At 65.7% G+C, this 20,463-nt stretch carries 14 protein-coding genes; 2 read left to right on the top strand and 12 right to left on the bottom strand.

Going from position 1 to position 20,463, the window contains the following annotated elements; all coding sequences use genetic code 11:
• Nucleotides 1-84 precede the first annotated feature (84 nt).
• A complete protein-coding gene (gene pruA, locus ESB00_RS01590) occupies nucleotides 85-3,066 on the top strand; it encodes an L-glutamate gamma-semialdehyde dehydrogenase (RefSeq protein WP_129045980.1) in 2,982 nt (993 codons plus the stop codon).
• A gap of 8 nt (nucleotides 3,067-3,074) precedes the next feature.
• On the opposite strand, the gene ESB00_RS01585 is transcribed toward pruA, so the two are convergent.
• From ESB00_RS01585 to ESB00_RS01560, 6 genes are all read right to left on the bottom strand, one after another.
• On the bottom strand, nucleotides 3,075-4,409 hold the full coding sequence (locus ESB00_RS01585) for an Nramp family divalent metal transporter (protein WP_129045979.1): 1,335 nt from the start codon (nucleotides 4,407-4,409) through the stop codon (nucleotides 3,075-3,077).
• A gap of 37 nt (nucleotides 4,410-4,446) precedes the next feature.
• Entirely contained in the window at nucleotides 4,447-6,192 is a 1,746-nt protein-coding gene (locus tag ESB00_RS01580) for a solute symporter family protein (protein WP_129045978.1), read from the bottom strand.
• 2 nt (nucleotides 6,193-6,194) lie between these two features.
• On the bottom strand, nucleotides 6,195-6,509 hold the full coding sequence (locus tag ESB00_RS01575) for a DUF485 domain-containing protein (protein ID WP_164975977.1): 315 nt from the start codon (nucleotides 6,507-6,509) through the stop codon (nucleotides 6,195-6,197).
• A gap of 119 nt (nucleotides 6,510-6,628) precedes the next feature.
• Nucleotides 6,629-7,474 carry an HDOD domain-containing protein gene (locus tag ESB00_RS01570; protein WP_129045976.1) on the bottom strand — a complete coding sequence of 282 codons (846 nt, stop codon included), beginning with the start codon at nucleotides 7,472-7,474 and terminating at the stop codon, nucleotides 6,629-6,631.
• A gap of 102 nt (nucleotides 7,475-7,576) precedes the next feature.
• Nucleotides 7,577-7,981: a Dabb family protein gene (locus ESB00_RS01565; RefSeq protein WP_129045975.1), complete on the bottom strand. Its 405-nt coding sequence runs from the start codon at nucleotides 7,979-7,981 to the stop codon at nucleotides 7,577-7,579.
• 299 nt (nucleotides 7,982-8,280) lie between these two features.
• Nucleotides 8,281-9,621, bottom strand: a complete 1,341-nt coding sequence (locus ESB00_RS01560) for a hemolysin family protein (RefSeq protein ID WP_129045974.1) — start codon at nucleotides 9,619-9,621, stop codon at nucleotides 8,281-8,283.
• A gap of 109 nt (nucleotides 9,622-9,730) precedes the next feature.
• On the opposite strand from ESB00_RS01560, the gene ESB00_RS01555 reads away from it, so the two are divergent.
• Complete coding sequence (locus ESB00_RS01555) at nucleotides 9,731-11,113, top strand: dicarboxylate/amino acid:cation symporter (RefSeq protein ID WP_129045973.1); 1,383 nt, start codon at nucleotides 9,731-9,733, stop codon at nucleotides 11,111-11,113.
• Between the two features lie 145 nt (nucleotides 11,114-11,258).
• On the opposite strand, the gene ESB00_RS01550 is transcribed toward ESB00_RS01555, so the two are convergent.
• The 6 genes from ESB00_RS01550 to ESB00_RS01525 form a co-directional block, all read right to left on the bottom strand.
• Nucleotides 11,259-11,789 (bottom strand): hypothetical protein, encoded by a 531-nt coding sequence (locus ESB00_RS01550; protein ID WP_218938657.1) that lies wholly within the window; start codon nucleotides 11,787-11,789, stop codon nucleotides 11,259-11,261.
• A gap of 176 nt (nucleotides 11,790-11,965) precedes the next feature.
• A complete protein-coding gene (locus tag ESB00_RS19520; RefSeq protein ID WP_164975976.1) occupies nucleotides 11,966-14,137 on the bottom strand; it encodes a hypothetical protein in 2,172 nt (723 codons plus the stop codon).
• A 57-nt stretch (nucleotides 14,138-14,194) separates the two neighbouring features.
• Nucleotides 14,195-17,197 (bottom strand): glycosyl hydrolase family 28-related protein, encoded by a 3,003-nt coding sequence (locus ESB00_RS01540; RefSeq protein ID WP_129045971.1) that lies wholly within the window; start codon nucleotides 17,195-17,197, stop codon nucleotides 14,195-14,197.
• Nucleotides 17,198-17,296: 99 nt separating this feature from the next.
• A complete protein-coding gene (locus ESB00_RS01535; RefSeq protein ID WP_218938656.1) occupies nucleotides 17,297-18,055 on the bottom strand; it encodes a glycoside hydrolase family 16 protein in 759 nt (252 codons plus the stop codon).
• A gap of 23 nt (nucleotides 18,056-18,078) precedes the next feature.
• Nucleotides 18,079-18,966, bottom strand: coding sequence for a glycoside hydrolase family 16 protein (locus ESB00_RS01530; RefSeq protein ID WP_129045970.1), 888 nt, complete (start codon nucleotides 18,964-18,966; stop codon nucleotides 18,079-18,081).
• A 33-nt stretch (nucleotides 18,967-18,999) separates the two neighbouring features.
• Nucleotides 19,000-20,370: an MFS transporter gene (locus tag ESB00_RS01525; RefSeq protein ID WP_246026390.1), complete on the bottom strand. Its 1,371-nt coding sequence runs from the start codon at nucleotides 20,368-20,370 to the stop codon at nucleotides 19,000-19,002.
• Between the last annotated feature and the right edge of the window lie 93 nt (nucleotides 20,371-20,463).

Below are 20,463 nucleotides of genomic sequence, written 5' to 3'. Positions count from 1 at the left end.
TTAGGCGCGATGCTGCCGTAGTCCATGGCCCGCCGGCCCTTGCCTATTTATGACACGTCGGGAAACTCGCGGCAAAAAATCCCCATGTCCGCCTTCCTGACCCCCGACCCCACCCTCGAAGCCGCCATCAAAGCCAAGGGCGAGCGCCTCTTTGCCCTCATGGATCAGCAGCCGCCCCCGGCCCTGTTCTCCAAGAAAGGCGCCTACGCCCGCCTGATGGAGTGGTCCATGAAAGACCCGGCTTTCAAGACCCAGCTCTTCCGCTTCGTGGACGTGCTGCCGACGCTAAAGTCTTCCGGCGATATTGTCCGCCACCTGCAGGAATACCTCGGCGACAAGGCCGTCGAGCTGAACCCCGCGCTCAAGGCCGGCCTCGCTGCCTCGTCCTTCGCCCCGGCTCTCGTCGCGACGCCGGTGAAGGCGCAAATCGTGGACATGGCCAACCAGTTTGTCGCCGGCGAATCCGGCGACGACCTCATCAAGCAACTTCGCCGCAACACCAAGCTCGGACTCGCCACCACCATTGACCTGCTCGGCGAGACCGTCGTGAGCGACGCCGAGGCCGACATCTTTCTCCAGCGCAACCTCGAGGTGCTCGACTCGGTGTCAAAGTTCTTCGCCAAGGAAACTGCGCCCGCGTTCAGCGACCTCGGTCCCAAGGGCCCGCTCCCGCGCCTCAACCTCTCCGTCAAAATCTCGGCCCTCACGCCCGACGTCCACCCGGCCGACCCGGAAAACTCCATCGTGGCGCTCAAGGAACGTTTTCGTCCGATCCTCCGTCGCGCGGCCGAGGTCGGTGCGCTGGTGAACTTCGACATGGAGAGCTACAAGCTGAAGGACCTCACGCTCGCGCTCTTCAAATCCATCTTCGAGGAACCCGAGTTCCGCTCGCAACCAGCCATCGGCATCGCGATGCAGGCCTACCTGCGCGACTGTGAGCGCGACCTGCGCGACCTCGTCGCCTGGGCCCGCCAGCACAACCGCCCGCTCAGCATCCGCCTCGTGAAGGGTGCCTACTGGGACTACGAGACCATCGTCGCCCAGCAGCGCGACTGGCCCATTCCGGTCTGGCAAAAGAAGCCCGAGTCCGACGCCAACTACGAGAAGCTCACGCTCTTCCTCCTCGAGAACATCGACCTCGTCACCCCGAACTTCGCTTCGCACAACGTCCGCTCCTGCGCCCACGCCATCGCCCAGGCCGAGCGCCTCGGGATCGATCCACGTGCCTACGAGTTCCAAGCCCTTTACGGCATGGCCGACGAGCTGAAGCTCTCGCTCCTGCAGATGGGGCACCGCGTCCGCGAATACTGCGCCATCGGCGAGCTGCTGCCCGGCATGGCCTACCTCGTGCGCCGTCTGCTGGAAAACACGTCCAACGAGGGCTTCCTCCGCCTCAAGAACATGGGCGAGGCCACCAAGGACGCCCTGCTCGCCAACCCCGTCACCCAGATCGCCGCCGCACCGAGCCCGCTCTCGCGCAAGGCGCCCGCGCCCGGCTCCTTCGTGAACGCCGCCAACACGGACTTCTCTCAGGCCGCCAACCGCGAAAAACAAAAGTCCGCACTCACCACCGTGTCCGGGCAGCTTGGCCGGAAATGGCCGCTCATCATCGCCGGCAAGAAGATCGCCGACCGCGACTACGTCGCCTCCGTCAACCCGGCCAAGCCTTCGCAGATCATCGGCCATTGGGCCCGCGCGACCGTCGCCGATGCTGATGCTGCGGTCGCCTCCGCGCGAGCCGCCTTCCCCAAGTGGCGCGCCACGCCCGTCGAGGAACGCGCCAAGCTGCTCGAGCGCGCCGCCGACCTGATGGAATCGCGCCGCCTCGAGCTGAATGCGCTCCTCATCCTTGAAGCCGGCAAACCCTGGATCGAAGCCGACGGCGACACCTCCGAGGCCATCGATTTCTGCCGCTTCTACGCGGTAGAGATGCGCAGGCTCGCGAAACCGGCCGTCACTCAAGCCGTGCCCGGCGAGCGCTGCGTGCAGACTTGGACACCCCGCGGCGTCGGCGTGGCCATCGCGCCCTGGAACTTCCCGCTCGCGATCCTCACCGGCCTCGTGGTCGCCCCGCTGGTCGCCGGCAACTGCATCATCATGAAACCCGCCGAACAGACCTCCGTCATCGGCGCGACGCTCATGGACATTCTCATCGAGGCCGGGCTTCCTGCCGGTGTCGTTAACTTCCTCCCGGGCTACGGTGAGGACATCGGTGCGCATCTCACCGGGCACAAGGACGTGGACTTTATCGCCTTCACCGGCTCACGCGCCGTCGGCTGCGCAATTTGGGAAGCCGCCGGCCGCACCAAGTCCGGTCAGGCCAACCTCAAGAAGGTGGTCTGCGAGATGGGCGGCAAGAACGCGCTGATCATCGACAACGACGCCGACCTCGACGAAGCCATCCCGGCCGCGCTCTACAGCGCCTTCGGCTTCAGCGGACAAAAATGCTCCGCGCTCTCCCGTCTCATCGTGCTCGACGAGGTTTACGACGCCTTTGTTGAGCGCTTCCTCTCCGCCTGCCCGGCCATCCCCGTCGGCAATCCCGCGCTGCCCGGCACCGTCGTCGGCCCGGTCATCGACCCCGACGCGCAGCAGAAGATTCTCGGTCTCATCGAACAGGGCAGGAAGGAGGCCCAACTCGCCTTTCAAGGCACCGCACCGGCCGAGGGTTTCTTCGTCCCTCCGACGGTTTTCACCCACGTGAAGCCGTCGCACACCATCGCCCGCGAGGAGATCTTTGGCCCGGTCGTCGCCATCCTGCGCGCCAAGGACCTCGACGAGGCCTTCGCGCTTGTGAACGGCACCGACTACGCGCTGACCGGCGGCCTGTTCTCCCGCAGTCCGCGTGCCCTCGAGCGCGCGCAGCAGGAGCTGCTCGTGGGCAACCTCTACCTCAACCGTGCCATCACCGGAGCCATTGTGGAGCGTCATCCCTTCGGAGGATTCAAGATGTCCGGCGGCGGCACGAAGGCCGGCGGCAAGGAATACCTGCAGAACTTCCTGTTCCCGCGCGTGATCGTCGAAAACGTGATGCGCCGCGGCTTCACGCCGCCGGAAGAAACCTGACCCCTGGCTTATCCGCGCAACGCGCTGATGACCTGATAAGCGCCCAGCGCCGTCATCAGCAGTGACGCGACGATCAGGCAGGTCACCGACAACCCGCCCGCCCGCAGATCGCGGTGCGGGTTCGTGTAGTGGTAGTAGATCGCCGCGCCCGCCAAGAACGGCAGCATCAGCCCCTGCCCGACCGCTCCAACAAACACCAGGCTCACGGGCGCGCCGACGAGAATGAAGACCGTCGTGAACGCCACCGGCAGCGCCACGCAGGCATATTTCAACCAGCGGGCCCGCTCGGCGGGATCGCGGTAGTGCTTCACCTTGAAGAGATCGAGCGCATCCACCGCGAGACGCGCATTCGAGGCGGTCGCACCGAAGATCGTCGAATAGAGCACGGCGAACGCGCCGACGAGAAACATCCAGAAGCTCCACTCGCCAAACACTTCGCGATACATCAGCGAAAGCGTCTCGATCATCCTGGAATTATCCACCTTCACCTGTTTCGCGTGCAGGATCGCCGCTCCGAGGAGGTAGAAGGCGAGCGTCGAGGTCGTGTAGAGCGTGAACGACACCCAAGCGTCCACCCGCATGATCTTCAGCCAGCCGCGCGCGTTTTCCCGCCAAGCCGGCGTGCCGTCATCGGGCCCGATGTGCTTCGCATAGCCTTTCTCGAGGCACCAATACGGATAATAGATCAGCTCCGACGCTCCCACGCCGATGATGCCAAAGGCCGCGAACGCCGTCACCAATTTGTCCGGCAACCCAAAGGCAAAGCCCTCCACCAGCTGCGCACCGGTCACCGCATAATCCGTCCGCTGCAGCATGGCCACCGCCACGAGCGTCGCCACCGTGAACAGGGCCACGAACACCGTGGATAGCTTTTCGACCAGCTGGTAACGACCGATCACGAGCAACCCGGCCGTGCAGCCGCCGATGATCACCGCCAGCGCGTTGACCGGCAGCGTCAGCCCGCCGAGGGAAAACACCCGCGCCACCCCGCCCACCATGCCGGCGACCTGAAACACCAGCGACAGATACATCGCCAGCCACAGCCAGAGCACCCACGACACCACCGCCCGCGGTCCGGGCAGCGTGTTCAGACCGACCAGCGTCGTCTGTCCGCGCAGCACGGCATGACGACCCAGTTCGATCTGCACGAAAACCTTCAACAGGCAGCCGAGAATGATGAACCACAGGAGCTTGAACCCCTCTTCCGCTCCGAGCTTGGGCGTGACGATCAGTTCGCCCGACCCAACGATCACCGCGCTGATGATCAGGCCTGGTCCGATCTGCCGCAACACGCCGCCGAGAGAGCGCGGCGGCGGCAGGCGGACTGATTCTTGAGATGCCATGATGAGGCAAGATGGCCGGTTGGAAACCGGCCCCGCTTCAATGACCCATGCCGGCCTGATGCTCCTGGATGTATTCCTGTTTCAGGCCGAGCTTCTCGGGCGCGTGCAACACCAGCATCTTCATGCGGATGTCGCCCGGCACCTTGGCGGCCGTGAGCTTGGAAACCACGATCATGAGCGTGATGGCCAACGGCACGGTCCAGATGGCCGGTTGCTCGCAGAGGATGCGCAGCAGCGGGTTGGCTTTCCAGAAGTCCGCCAGATTGACCAGCTTGAGGTCGCTCAGGTTGATGATGGTCGTGCAGGCCAGCGCCGCGAGGCCGCCGCCCAGCATGCCCGTGGCCGCGCCGGTCATCGTCATGCCGCGCCACCACACGCTCATGAAGAGCAATGGGAAGTAACTCGCCGCCGCGATGGCGAAGGCCTGGCCGACCATGAAGTTGATCTGGAGCTGCTCGACCTGTGAGCCGAGCCCGATGGCCACCGCACCGATGATCACGGCCGAGACCTTGAACATGAACATGCGTTCCTGCGGCGTGGAATTCGGCCGGAGGATGCGCCCATAAACGTCGTGCGCCAACGCGCCCGTCATCGAGACCAGCAGGCCGGAGAACGTGCTCATGAACGCCGCAAACGCACCCGCGCAGGTGATGCCGCTCAGGATGCTGCCCCACACGCCGCCGACCACGCGCGGCAGCTCGAGCACGACCTTGTCGGTGCCCTTGGCCCCGGTCGCGGCATAGAGTTCGGGCATCAAGTTTCGTCCAATGACACCGAACACCGGCGGAAACACGTAGAAGACGCCGATCAGAATCATCACCCACATCGTCGTCTTCTTGGCCGCGACGCCGTCGGGGTTGGTGTAGAACCGCACGAGGATGTGCGGCAGGCCGGCCGTGCCGCAGACCAGCGCGATGATCAGCGAGTAGGTGTAGAGCAGCGAATAGGGTTTGGCCTGTTCCTCGGAGAGACCGGCCGCCTTGGCGGCCTTCGTCGTCAGCGGTCCGAAGGGCGAGATCCACGGCGTGTCGGCCGGGGCCTTTTCGCTGAGCGGCTTGCGCTCGACCGTCTGCACCAGGGCGGCGGGTTCGCCGGCTGCGACCGGGCGACCGTCGTTGACGCCGAGGTGGGCGTTGTAGAAGCCGTAAACCGACATCACCACGAAGATCGGCACACAGATCGCGAACATCTTGATCCAATACTGGAAGGCCTGCACGAGCGTGATGCCTTTCATGCCGCCGAGGGCGACGTTGAGCGTGATCACCGCGCCGACCAGCACCACACCGCCCCAGTAGGGCATGCCCGGAAAGATGTAGGCGAGCGTCGTGCCCGCGCCCTTCATCTGCGGCATCGTGTAGAAGAAACCGATGAACAGCACGAAGCAGACGGCGATCTTGCGGAACAGCGGCGAGTCAAAGCGGCCCTCGGCGAAGTCAGGAATCGTGTAGGCGCCGAACCGGCGCAACGGGCCTGCGATGAACAGCAGCAGGAAGAGGTAACCGCAGGCATAACACACGGGATACCAGAGCGCGTCGTAACCGCTCGACATCACCATGCCGGCCACGCCCATGAACGAGGCGGCCGAAAGGTATTCGCCGGAGATGGCGGAGGCGTTCCACCCGACCGACACCGAGCGGCCGGCCACAAAGAAGTCGCTGGCGGTCTTCGAGGTCTTGGCGGAGCGGAAGCCCATCCAGACGGTCACGACCACGGTGATGAAGGAGAAACCAAAGATCCAGGGATCGACGCCCTCCATGAAGGCGAGAGGCAGCAGGGAAGTCATGGTCAGCGCGCCTCCGTTTCGGATTTCACTTGCCGCACTTCATCCTCCTCCAGCCAGATGGACCGGCGGATGAAGATCCAAGAGATGGCCCAGACGGCCGGGAAAAACAGCACGCCGAGGATCAGCCAAGTAAGCGTGAAGCCGAAAACCCGCGTCGCCATCAGGTCCGGCGCAAAGTAGTTGGCCAACGGCAGGCCGAGCAGCACCACCAGAAAGGCGGCGGCGCAGGCGATGGAGAGCTTCAGTTGGCGGCGCATCAGCGTATGCAGGAATTCCTCGCTGTGCACCCGGTCGTCGTGGGGGTTCGGGGTGGCCATGAAGCCCGACACCATGCGGATGCCCGGCCGCCTGACAACTCCCGTTATCGGCCAACACTAGCCTGACCGTCCGCTCGGGGTGGACCTTGCTCCGGGATCCGCGTTTGCCGGGTTGGCGCTCAGGCCGCCTGAGACCACTCGATCATCGCAAACCGGCCAAACTGCTGCCGGGCGTCGGCAACGGCGCCCTCGAGCAACTCCGAATCAAGCCCGACGAGGGCCAGCAGCGCATCGTCGCGCTTCCACAACCCGGCGCCTTCGCCCGGCAGGGCGCAGCCCCACTCGGCCGCGAAGCTGCATGCCAGATGCAGGGTGGACGCCCCGGCCGTGAACTCGCCGGCATCGGCCGGATGCGTGTGCGTGCAGACCGCCCCGGAAATATCCAAGGGGAAGCGCCAGTGGTCGAGCAGCATGGCCGTGGCCTCGGGTGAACTCAGGCCGTGCAAAGATTTTTCCCACGCGAACACATCGGGCTGGGCTTCTTCGCCGGGGTAGCGGGCGGCAGCGGCGTGGTTGTTGAAGATGATCTTGCCCAGATTGCGCAGCAGGCCGGCCGAATAAACGCCCGCGCTGTTGCCGCCGGCGCGGGATGCGAAAGACGACCCCAGGGCACCGACCGCCACCGCGTTTTCCCAGAGACGCCCCGCCGGGATGCCGTAGTGGGTCAGGTCACCCTGAAACACCTGGCGCGACACGATCAGGCCGACCAGTTGGTGAATTTCGCCAAAACCCACGCGCGCCACCGCCTCGTCGAGCGAGTGACACCGGCTCTTCAAGCCATAGAGGGCGCTGTTGCTGAGCTTGATGATCTGGAAGGTCAGGGCCGGGTCCACGTGCAGCAGCTCGACGATATCGTCGAGATCGCAGTCAGCGTCGTCCAGCAGCGTACGGAGACGCCCGAAAATACCGAGGGCCGGCGGCAGCTTGCTGCCGAGTGAAATGATGGTGTCGCGTCCCAAGCTCATGGAGGGGGTGTCCTCCCATCGGCACAGTCGCCGCCGACTGTAGCCAAACTGCGACAAATTGCCTCGGGGTCGCCCTCCCTCGGCGAGACCTATCTGTGCAAATCACACCGCCATCGCATCGTAAACGATGACCTTGCTCCAGAGGTGGGAGCATTCGGATACGAACTTCTGGTGCAGCGGGTGGACTTGGTAGGCGTCCTGGCCGGCGACGTCGTCGAAATACAAGATCTCCGACGCACTGAAGCTGTTGTCCACGACGGGACGCTTCTCCGTGCTGGCCGGAACGCCGACGTGGATACCGCGCACGGTCTCGATGGCGGCGAGGCCGCGGATGCCGGCGAGGAGCTTGGCGAGGTCTTCCTTGGAGTCCGGATTCTTCAGCCAAAAGAACACGTGATGGACGAGCTTGGGCGGCGTGTGGGCTGAACCACCGGTGGCAGCGCTGGCCGCAGCGGCGGCTCCGAGGGTGGCGGCGGTGGCGAGGAAGGTGCGGCGGTCGGGGTTCATCGTGGGAGCAGGTTCGCGATTTTGTGGGGATCGGCAAGCCGGGAGGGCACGGCTCCGTCCTGGTCCGACTCGATCCTTCACTGCGCTGGATGACAGGAACGGATATCTCTCCCCGAAGCGTGTCATTCTGAGCGCAGCGAAGAATCAAGCCGCCCGTAGGCGCAAGCCCAGTAGGACGTAGCTGCGTTGGAACGAAGTGACAACGTGGCCGGGCGACTTGGCGCGCGCGGAAGGTCACGCTTTCGCCCGCGTAGGCGGGCCCAGGCGCGGCTACAGGCCGGCGGGGCGGCGGCCCAACCTCACATCGGCGGGGTCGAGCCTTCGGCGCTCACGCGGGTCACGCGGACGCGGCGGACGCGTTCGGCGCTGCACTCGAGCATGGCGAGGCGGTATTCGCCGGAGGCAAACTGGTCGCCGCGCTTCGGCAGGGTCCCGCCGGAGAGTTTCTGGGCCCAGGTGGCAACGGTGTCGCGCGGCGACCATTCCAGCGGCCAGCCGGTCTCAGCCTGCAGCTCGCGCATCGTGAGCGATCCGGCCACGACGATGGCGTGTTCGGTGCGCTCGTAGATCGGGCCGCTCTCGATGTCGAATTCGTCGCGGATGTCGCCCACGATCTCCTCCAGCACGTCCTCAAAGGTGATGATGCCGGCGAGTTTCTGCTCCGCGTCGAGCACCACGGCGAGATGGCTGCGCGAGAGGCGGAACTTCTCGATCATCGTGTGCAGCGGGGTCGTGAGCTCGAACTTGATCACCGGCCGAATCAGCGGCTCGAAGGTGGCATCGGGCCCGAGCAGGCTGATCTGCCAGAGCCACTCGCGGATCAGCAGCAGGCCCTTGACGTTGTCGAGCGAGCCGTCGCACACGGGGAAACGGCTGTGGCCGCTGATCTGCGCGGTGCGGAGGTTCTCGGCGAGGGGCTTGTCGAGCCAGAGCGCGGTGACCTGGTCGCGCGGGCGCATGATCTGCTGCGCCTGGGTCTGCCGGGCGCGCAGGGACTGGACCATGAGCTTGTTGATGGCGGCGTCGCCGGGGTGCGTGTGCCGGGCGTGGCTGAAGACGTATTCGAGCTCCTCGGCGCTGAAGGCGTGCTCGCCCTCCGTCGCGGGCCCGAGGCCGGCCCAGCGGAGGAAGCGGTTGGCCGTGCCGTTCAGGACATAAATGAACGGCAGGAACAGGTAATAGAAGAACATCAGCGGACCCGCGGTCCACAGCGACACGCCCTTGGGGCGCTGGATGGCGAGGGACTTGGGCGCCAGTTCGCCAAACACGATGTGCAGGAAGGTGATGATGCCGAAGGCCACGGCGAACGCGATGGACGACACGGCCTTGGGGTCGGTGATGCCGAAATTGGCCAGCAACGGCTCCAACCGGTGCGCGAGGAACGGCTCGCCTACCCAGCCGAGGCCAAGGCTCGACAGCGTGATGCCCAGCTGGGTGGCCGACAGGGCGGCATCGAGGTGCTGGGTGGCCTTCAGCGCCATGTTGAGCCGCCAGCCGGCCTTGCCCTTCTTGGCCAGCGGCCGCAACTGGCTGGCCCGGACCTTCACCAGCGCGAACTCGGCGGCCACGAAAAAACCGTTGGCCAACACCAGCCCGAAGATGATCAGGAGTTCGAGGGTGATGCCGAAAATGGTCTGCATGGTACGAGGGCCGGTCAGACTACCGGACGGACCCCGCCTAACCAGCGGGAAATTAATTTTGTCCAAGTTCCTGTTGCGCAACGCCTGACGCCGTCCCAAGCTCCGCCCCATGGCCGCCCCCGCCTCCGACCAGCTCGCCAACCGCATCCTGCGCGGACTGGCGGTCGGCGTGGTCCTCGGGGTCGTCACCCTGCTCGCCGGACCGAAGCTCCCGCTGCCGGCGGGTTTGCAGGAGTTGCTGGTGCATGTCGGCGTCAAGTCCTCGGCCAACCTGCTTGAGGCCATGCGCGGGATCTCGACCGTGCTGCTCGATCCTTTTGGCCGCGTATTCCTGCGGCTGCTGTTCTTCGTGATCGTGCCGCTGGTGTTCGCCTCGCTGGCCACCGGCGTCGTCCAGCTCGGCCGGCCCGACAAGCTCGGCCCGCTCGCCGGGCGCACGTTCTTCCTGTTCTTCCTCAACATGGCCATCGGCGTGGCGCTCGGACTGATCATGATGAACACGCTGCAGCCGGGCGGACACATCGACGCCGAGACCAAGGCCCGGCTGATGGCCGAGTTCGGCGGCGCCGCCCAGAAACACGTGGCCACGCAGGCCGGCCAGAGCGGGCTCTCGCTGACGGTGATTGTCGAGATGTTCATGCCCGCCAACCTCCTCGCCGCCGTCGTCGGCTCGAGCACGGCCCGCATCGGCGACGTGCTGCCGCTGATCCTCTTTGCGATTCTCGTCGGCGTGATCGGCATGTCCTTTCCCGACGCCAAGCGCCGCCGCCTGCTCGACGCTCTGGAGCTGGTGACCGAGCTGATGACCGGCATCGTGCACCTGGCCCTGCGGCTCGCGCCCTACGCCGTGCCCTGCCTCATCTACAGCGTGCTGGTGAAGTCCGGCCTCGACATCATCTGGGCGCTGATCTGGTTCCTGCTCGGCTGCGCGGCCGTGATGGCGATCCACCTCTTCGGCACGATGTCGCTCTGGCTCAAGCTCTGGACCCAGTGGAGCCCGCGCGCCTACTTCGCCGCGATCAAGGATGTGATCGTGACGGCCTTCTCGACCAGCTCCAGCAACGCCACGCTCCCCACGGCGCTGCAGAACGCCACGGAGAAGCTGAAGCTCTCGCCCAGCACGGCGGGCTTTGTGCTGCCGCTCGGCACCACGATGAACATGAGCGGCACGGCCCTCTACGAGGGCTGCGTGGTGCTCTTTGTCGCGCAGGTGTTCGGCATCGACCTCACGCTCGGCCAGCAGGTCACGCTGCTGTTGCTCTCCGTGCTCAGCGCGGTGGCCGTCGCGGGCATTCCCGGCGGCTCGCTGCCGCTGATCGCGGGGCTGCTCATCACCTTTGGCATCCCGCCCGAGGGCATCGGCATCATCCTGGGCACGGATCGCATCCTCGACATGTGCCGCACCGCCACGAACGTCGGCTGCGACGTCACGACCGCCGTGGTCGTGGACGAGATGACCAAGCGCGCCGAGGCGCGGAAGGCCGGTAAGTAGCCGTGTTTGAGCCCCACGCCCGCGGGGCGAAAGCGTGGCCTTTGTCAGGCACGGCCGTGTTCCCGGCCACGCTGTCGCCGTTTCGACAAGCTCAAGGCCCCGCGCCTATCGAGGGGCTTTGCTCCAGCGCGGCTACCGCTCTCCCTTACCGCGGCGGCGTATAGACCGCGCCCTCGGCCATGCCGAGGAGCTGCTGGTAGGGCTCGCCCTCCTCGTGGTCGGCCATGATCTGGACCTTCAGGTAAACCGATGGCGCCAGACGAATCATCCCGAGCATGAAAAATTTGTATTCACCGGATTTGGGCGGCAGGCCGACCATTTTGCGGTCCGTCATCACGGCGTAGTAGCCGAAACCTTTGGGCGGATAAAACGGCTTGATCACCGGCTTGCGTTCCACGAAGTCGCCCGAGGACAAAATGCGCTCGGCGACGCGATACATCTGCTCCTGGAGTTTTGCGTCCGTGGGAAAGTCGTCGGAGCCTTCGGTCGCCACGCTGTAGATGGCGCGGGCGTTGATCTTGGGACTGTCGGGCATGAGGACGATTTTGAGCTCGCCCACGTCCTCGCTCGAGAGGGCCCAGCGCCCGACGGGAAACAACTCTAGGCGCCCGCCGTTGGGCAGCTTGAAGATGGTGAAGGCCTCGGCGAGGCCGCCGGTTGCCGCAAGCAGGAACACACAGACTGCCATCCAAGCTTTCACCCCCCTACTAAAAACCAAGTCGTCCGCGGTTTCCAGCCGCGTTTTGTGAAGAGATGGCTACCTGGAGCAACAAGGTCCCAGCTGGAGCTGGGCCCTCCACAAAATTCTAGTTTTTAGATCCCCGATTTTCAGTTTTCACGAACTCCCTTCCCTCACGGCAGCCGCTTCAATCCTTCCGCACGCACCTTCCATGTCCCGTCCTTCGGAATGCCGGGGAACTCCTCGGTGTTGCCGTCCCAGCCGGCGATCATGAGGGCGGCGGCGGCGAGGAAAGAACCGTTGGCGGGCAGATAGACCGCGATCTCGCGTTTGCGGGCGCCGGCCGGGGCGCCGGGGTCAACCTTCGTGTCGCTGCGCACCGGGGCGTGGCCGTTGGGCAGGTAGATGTTGTTGGGGCCATCGCGGAGCAGGATCTCCACGGCGGTCTCGGGCCGGCCGAGACGCGCGGCGGTCATGGCGATCATCGGGTAATCCCAACCCCAGATCTTCGCCGCCCAGTCCCAATGCGCGAGCACGGCATCGAGCGTGCGCTCCATCGTCGGGCGGTCCGTGTAGGGCGCCTGCGGCGGCAAAAGGCCGATCGGGGCGAGCATCGTCGGGTGATCGTGACGGCTGTCGATGTTGTCCCAGGTGTCGGGATGCGAGCCGAGGGCGACATATTTGCCGTCCTTTTCGGGAATCGGGGCGAGGTGCGCGATGACGTGGTCCCATTTCTCATCGCGCGGCAGGCCGAGGCGTTCACGCCACTGCTGGGCGAGGCCGAGCGTCCAGCGCCAGTAGGCCAGCTCGAAGGAGGGGTTCTGGCTCGTGGCCTGGTCGTAAATTTCCTGCGCGATCCAGAGCGGCGGGCCGAGGTCGTATTGTTTTTTGGCCTCGTTCCAATGCGCCATCGTCGCGAGGCAGTCGGCGGTCTCGAAGACGAGGTCGCGGTAGTGCGCGAGCGTCACCGGCGTGGGCGAGTTGCGGTAGAGCAGCTCGGCGAGGTAGATCGGGTGCGGCTGGTTCCAGATGATAAGCGGGTTTCCGCCCGGGCTCTCGCGCATCTCGGGCCCGGTCATCTTGGCCCAACGCGCGCCCTTCAGGCCGCGGCTCGCCGCGAGCGCGCGGGCCGCGGGGAGTTGGCGGATGAACCAGTCGAGGTTCTTCGCCAGCGCGGCGTCGTGGCCCCAGAGCGCGAACTGCGCCGTGTGCCACCAGATCATCTCGGTGTGGTGCTTGCCATACCAGGTGTTGCAGGTGAGCCCGCTCTCCTGCGGCGGCACGTCACCCACGGACTGCACGGCGGTCAGGTAGCGCGAGAGGACGATGCGCTTCTCGAACTTCTCCGCCAGCGGGTTGGTGCTGCCGGAGAAATCGACGGCGGCGGTGGTGCGCCAGAACTTCTGCCAGTGGGCGGCGCTGGCCTCGAGCACATCTGCGGTGGGCGCAACCATCCGTTCTGAGCCTTGATAGAACTGAAACGTAGTCTCTATACGGCCGCTAGCTTCCAACGCTTTTACCTGAAACCGGTGTGCCCCGACAGGCTTGAGCTTGTTTTTATGGGACACCGATACCACGTATTCGAGTCCACCCACCGAACGCTCCACTGTATTGCTGTTCTCTCCGTGCTTTAATCGCGAGACATGCCCCTCTGGGTGCGCCCAATCCAGAGCCGGCGTATTCTTGGTGTTGATGTCATGACCCCGAGGGAAAGTCAGTAGCAGGCTCAATTCTCCTCTCTCAATCAAGGGTGAGTCGATTTTCACTGCCACACGGTCTACGCGAACCCCTCTGTCGTGAGGTGGAGCACACGCCGTCACCACCGTCACCGGCACGCCGCCGAGCTTGAACTTGCTGGTGAGGATGCCGGTCCAGAGGTCGAGGGTCTGTTCAGGTTCCTGGATGTCGGCGGGGGTGAAGGCGGAGCCGTCGGGCTTGTTCCACACGAGCTGGAGCTGGCCGACGGGGAAGGCGCGCGGGTTCTTGCGCAGCCAGTCACCGGCGGGGACGGACGAACGCGTGGGGAAACCCAGCACGCGGCCGTCAGGGAGCGTGAAGTCCTTGTTGGCGTCCTGCAGCGTGTAGTTCTCCGGATTCTCGTCGCTGACCCAGGCCCAGCGGGCCTGCGTCTCGGTGGGCACGCCGTGGCGGTGGTAGTCGTAGGCGAAGGTCTGGAGGCCGGTGATGTCGGCCGTGAAGGCGAAGCCACCGTTGCCGACGGTGAGCGGCGAGTCGTAGTCCACGCTGCGGACGACGGGGTTGTGCCGGCGCACGAGCGCTTCGCGATCAATGGGGGCGGCCCCGGCGAGCACGCCGAGGAACAAAAAGAGGGGCAGACGGATCATGGGGCGGGGAGCAGCAATGTTCCCGACTTTGCCAAACCTGCAACCCCGCAGTGCGACCTACCGTCCCGGCGCCGAGGTGCGGATCGCGTAAAGCGAGCCGCGCGCGGCAATCAGCAGCGTGCGGCGGTCCTCGCCGGCGAAGGCCAGCGCGCTGGGGCGCTCGGGCACCTCGATCACGCCAAGCGGATTGCCGCTGGGATCGTAAACGAAGACCTGCCCCGCACAGACATAGACGTTGCCCGCCGCATCCACGGCGGTGCCGGCCTCGCCCTCCTCGGCGTGCAGCTGAGGCGAACCGAGCGTGCCGTCGGCGTCGGGCGTGAAACGCCACGTCGTCTGGCCGAACTCGTCGGAGACGTAGAACGGTTCGCTGGCGCGGGCCGGACCGAAGGCGTAGGCGCGAGCAATGTCGATCGTGCCAAACCAGCGCCCGCCCGAGGCGGGAATCTTGGTGAAGATCTCCGGTGCGGGAATGAACACCGAACCATCGGGCGAAACGTAGTGCAGCGACTCGCGGCGCGTGTTGGCGTCGAGCCAATCGTGGCCGTCGCGCCAGCGATTGAGCGGCAGCCAGGCCGTGGCGCCCGGACGCGGGGCCGCGGGCTGGGGTTTCAACACGGTGATGCCCGCATCGCCCAATGCGGGATTGAACGAGTAGACGCTGCCGTGCCGGGCAACGACGAGGAGGTCGCCGTTGCGTGCGGGCACGAGCGCCACGGGCTGCGGAATCGCATCGGTTGCGAGGAGCAGGCCTTTGTCCGCCGACCAGCGGAAGATACGCCCTTCAGCTTGATCCACGAACCACGCGACCCCGGCCGCGTCGGTCACGAGACCGTCGGCGTTCGTGAAACCGGTGGCGACTTGGGTGAGCTCCGCTTGGGGATCGTTGGAGGGCACTTCTCCTGATGTGCCGCGGTCCAGCGGGAACTGGGCCCTCCAGGCTGAGGCATTTCCCGACACATCGAGCCGAGCGATCTCACGGGCACGGACAACCGCTCCAGTGGTGCGGTCCACGAGCGTGTTGTCGTAGCTGAGCTTGCCGGGGCTGTAGACGTGTACGCCGCGGAACTGCAACCGGCGGGAGTCGGCGAGGCGGATGCCGGTCTCATACGGGATCGGCGTGTCCACGCGGTAGATGAAGAAATTGGCGAAGAGCAGATCGGACGAGGACTCGATCTCCAGCGGCAGCATGCGCGGACTCTCGTGACGCTCGGCCTCGGTCTGGAGCGCGTAGAACGACCAGTTCGCCACGTTGCGGAGCTTCACCTCGGTGCGGACGTGATGCTCGCTCGACAGCGCATAGACGCGCCCCCGCGTGGCGGTGTCGGAGACAAATAAACCGGCTGACGAATACGGGCTCGGCGTCCAGATGCCCTTGAACACGCCACCGCCTCCCGCCGTCACCCACAGGCTCGCATGCTGTGAGTCCCAGCGGCGGCGCGAATCGGGATCGCCACTGCGAGTGTCGTTGTAGATGCGCAGATAAACGCCATCGGGGCCGTAGGTGCCGTGGCCGCCGAGGAAACGCACGTCGTTCACGTTGGATTTTTCTCCGGCCATCCACTTGAGGCCGACCGCGCGGTTGTTCACGCCACCGGTGTCGAGACCCAGTCCGTTGACGAGGTTCAACCCGCCAGCCGGGGCCTCGATCAAGGCCATGGGAGCAGCGGTGCCGGGGAACGACGGCGGGATGCCCCAGCGCGGATTCGTCGGCGGGGCGGGCGGACCGGGCGGGGCGTCGGGACTTTGGAAGGCCGGGGTGTAATCGTGGATCAGGATCTGCGTGGTGATCGGGTTGAGCCCGATGAGCACGGTGTCGGGGCGGAGCGTGATCGTGTCGGTGACGCGATAGCGGCCAGTCGGCAGATAGATCACGCGGTGCTGGGCGATGGCGGAGCGCAACGCGGCGGTGTCGTCGATCTCGCCGTCGCCCTTCGCCCCGAGCGTGCGGAGGTTCACCCACTCCGCCATCGGCGGGAGCGGGATGAGATCGCTGGGCACCGGCGCGGGCACGGCGGCGACGGCCGTGGCGTCCCAAGTCGTGCGGATGGCCGGATTCGCCCCGAGGTCGTCGAGGTGCAGGCCGTGGGAAAATTCCTTCACCACGTAGCGTGTCCCCTTCCCTTCCACGCGCCGGCCGCTCTCGCGGAAATGCGCAAACTCCGGCACGTTCACGCAGGAGAGGTTGCGGACATTGATCCAGGTGCGCGCGCTGGTCTCGTCGCTGATGACCAGCGCGGGACCGGAGAGGTTCTCGAAGCGCGAATCCTCCAGCCAGAGTTCCTCGCAGCGATCAGGGCGGACGAGAAGGGCGGTCGGCGTGTTCTTCACGGAGAGCCGGATGAGCGTGAGCCCGCCCTCTTCGGTCTCGATGGCGGCACGGCGCTGGCCCTCGAAATGCGTGTCGAGCAGGACAAAGGGCCAGCTCGGCGACGGCTTGTGCGTGGTGATGCCGAACTCGCCGCCGAAGAACCGCAGGTGCGAAAACTCGTTGCCCACCTCCTCCACGCCGGCGCGGCCCTGCCCGATGTGGAAATCCATGTGGGAGAGGAAACCGTGCTGGGCGAAATGCGAACGTACGCCCACGGCGGCCGGATTGCCGTCGCGGATCTCGATGTCTAGGTTGCTCATCGCCGAATAGAACGTGCCGGGGTTGGCGTCGCGCACCGGTTGGTCGGGCGAGGCCGGCCGCTCGCTGACGAAGTGCACGAGATACTTCCGCTCGCCCTCCTGGTAGCCGGGCGTGTTTTCGCCGAGCACGAACACGGGGCGGGTCGGTCCGTAGCCGATGAGGCGGATGCCGCTCCAGACGAGCAACGCCGACGTGAGCCGGTAGCGGCCCGAAGGGATGAACACGATGCCGCGCCGCGTCGTCTCCTGCACGCGGTTGATGGCGGCCTGCAACGCAGCGGTGTCGTCGCCCATGCCGTCAGCTTTCACCGCAAAGTTCTCCGCCGTGACGTATACCGCGGCGGGATCGTCGGGGCGATGGGTGAAGACGGAGGGCCCGGCGAAGAGCGCGGGCGCCAGCGCCGCGAGGAGCAGGAGGCGACGGATCATGGGGAAAGGAATTCTTGATCACGTTTCCTGCATGTAGGGTCGCTACTGGCGGCGACCTTTCACGCGAGGTCGGCGCAAGCGCCGCCCCCACAGCGGAAGCTACGCGAGCGAGTAAACCCGCACGTAATCAATGCGGTATTCCTGCGGGAACTCCGTCGTGGCGTCGGGATAACCGGGCCATTTGCCGCCGACGGCGAGATTGAGCAGGAGGAAGAACGGCGTGTCGTCGAAGACCCAGGGCGCACCCTTCGGCAGGTTGCTGGGCGTAAGCGTGTGGTAGAGTTTGCCGTCGAGCAGCCAGTCGATGCGACCCGGCTGCCAATCCACGGCGAAGACGTGGTAGGCATCGGCAAAGGTCGTGCCGGCGGGCAACTCGGTGAACTTCACCAGCCCCTCACCCGCGGAGTAGCCGGGGCCATGCAGCGTGCCGTAGAGCGTGCCGGGCTGGTGGCCGATCATCTCCATGATGTCGATCTCGCCGCAGGCCGGCCAGGGCACGCGGCCGAAACCGTCCCCGAGCATCCAGAAGGCCGGCCAGATCCCCTGTCCGCGCGGCAGCTTCAGGCGCGCTTCAACGCGGCCGTGGGTGATCGAAAACTTGCCCTGCGTGTTGAGTCGCGCGGACGTGTAGCCGCCGGCCGCATCGCGCACCGCCCGGATGACGAGCGCGCGGCCGTTGAGCGCGGCCGCGTCCTCGACGACTTCGCTGTTCGCGCGCTCCGCCGTGTAGGCTTGCAACTCGGCGTTGCCCCAGCCGCTCGCGCCAAGGTCGTGCGACCAGCGGGCGGAATCGGGCCCGGTGCCCAGCGGCTGGTCGAACTCATCCCGCCAGATGATCGTCCGGCCGGAAGGCGTCACCGCGGAACTGACGGCAGAGGGGTTCAGGGGACTTTCCTCCGGTAAACGCGCACATAGTCCACTTCCATCCGGCGCGGCCAGATGGTCTCGTCGATGCCCTGGGCGCCGCCCCAATCGCCGCCGACGGCGACGTTGAGCACGAGGTGGAACGGACGGAAAAACGGCCACGAGGTCCAGTCGCCGCCCTCCTTGCGCGAGGTGAAGTAGTGACGGTCGTCCACGAACATGCGGATTTCGTCCTCGTCCCATTCCAGTGTGTAGGTGTGAAAGGCCTCGCCGGCATCGGGCACCTCGATTTTGGCCGTGCGCTGGGTGTTGATGCGCCACTGGTGCTTCTGCGAATGCGTCGAGGCATGGACGACGCCGGGGTCGTAGCCGACGTGTTCCATGATGTCGATCTCACCCACGTCGGGCCAGTCGCCGTTGCCGAGGTCCCATTTGGTCGGGAGCATCCAGATGGCGGGCCAGGTGCCGCGGCCGAGCGGGACCTTCGCGCGGATCTCGAAGCGGCCGTAGGTCCAGTCGCCCTTGTTCTTCGTGACGAGGCGCGCGGAGGTGTAGTCGTTGCCTTCCCACTTCTCGCGGCGCGCCTCGAGGATGAGATGGCCTTTTTCGATGCGGGCGTTTTCCGAGCGGGCGTCGGTGTAGAACTGTTTCTCGCGGTTGCCCCAGCCCTTGCCGCCTACGTCGTAGCTCCACTTGGCGGGATCGGGCTGCGTGCCAGAGTCAAATTCGTCGGACCAGACGAGGTCCCAGCCGGAGGGGGCGGCGGAGAGGGAAGGCAGCAGAAGTGCCCACAGAACACACGGAAGAAGCCGTTTCGCGCAGGGAATTGCATCGGCCCAAACGCGTTGGAGAACGCGGGCGAAGCTACGGGAGGAGCGGGCGGTGAAGATCCGGTGGGGTTTCATACTGTGTGTTCCGTGTGTTCCGTGGGCCATGACTCAGGCCGGGGCGGGCACGCCCTTGCGGGCGGCGAGTTCGCGCTCGATCTCCTTCATCTTGGCCTCATCGAGCGGGTAGAGGATCGAGACGAGACCGGCGCCCAGCGCGAGGATCCCGGGGAGCACGTTGAAAATGAGGGATATGCCGTGCAGCACCCGCGGGGTTTGATCGAGGTTGGCGACGAAGCCGTAGTAGGCCAGGAGCCAGCCGATCATGGCGCCGCCGAGCGCCATGCTCATCTTGTGGGCGAGCACCATGGCCGAGATAAGCAGACCGGTGGCGCGACGGCGGAACTTCCATTCGCCATAGTCGGCGGTGTCGGCGTAGAGCGACCACACGATGGCGGGGGTCGGGCCGGCCGCGAAGCTTGCGATGATGTTGCAGGCGTAGAGGAGCGGCAGGTTCTGCGGATCCACGAAGTAGCAGGCGAACATGCCGCCCCCGTTGACCAGGGTCAGCACGATCAGGAGCGAGCGGCGCGACCAGCGCGCGGTGAAGAGCTTCGTCGCCAGCGCGCCCGCGATGAAGCAAAGGAAGCCGACCTTGTTGAAATTGCCCATGGCCGCCTCGTTGCCGTGGACATACTTGAAGTAGTAGGCGCCGGCGCCGCTGCGCAGGCCGACGTTGGCGAGATTCAGGAAGCCGACGAAAAAGAGGACCATCCACGGCCAGTTTGACTTCAGGTCGCCGAGGTCCTCGCGCAGCGAGCTTTTCTGCTCGGGCGGGTTCACCACGCGCTCCCGCGTGTTCCAGAAGGTGAACAGGAGCATGGCAACCGAAAGCACGGCGAAGATCGCCATGGTGTTGCGGTACCCGTCGGCCGCCGAGCCGCCGGCGGGCGTGAGCGCCGCCTTCAGGTCGGGCACGAAGCCGCCGATCAGGAAGGCGCCGAGAAAGGCGCAGGCAAAGCGGTAGGAATTGAGCGAGGTGCGGTCATCGGAGGAGGGCGACATCACACCCATCAGCGCGCCGTAGGGCGTGTTCACGACCGCATACACCACCAGGATGAGCGTGTAAGTGACGTAGGCGTAGGCCAGCCGGCCGCCCGGGCTGAGCGAAGGGCTGGCGAAGAGCACCCAGGCCAGCACCCCGAGGGGCAGTGCGCCCCAAAGAATATAAGGCCGGAACTTGCCCCAGCGGGTCTCGGTGCGGTCGGCGAGCGCGCCGATGACCGGATTGAGAAAGGCGACGACGAGCGGGACGACGAACATGAGCGTGCCGGCGGCGGCGGCATCGAGCCCGAAGGTGTCCGTGTAGTAGATCGCCAGGAAGATGTTGATCGCCTGGAAGCAAAAATTGCAGGCGGTGTCGCCGAGGCCGTAGGCGAACTTTTCCCGGAAGGAGAGACGGGCGGGGGGAGTGGTGGTCACGAGGGGGATGGGGTGGGAAGGACGGTGGCGCGGCCACCGCCCGGACCCGACGATGCGCCCGCTGGGCGGGCATCGGAAGTGGAAAAGCCGGCG

The organism is Oleiharenicola lentus (assembly GCF_004118375.1).
Lineage (GTDB): Bacteria > Verrucomicrobiota > Verrucomicrobiia > Opitutales > Opitutaceae > Lacunisphaera > Lacunisphaera lenta.
This window is presented reverse-complemented; position numbering and strand designations above follow the sequence as displayed.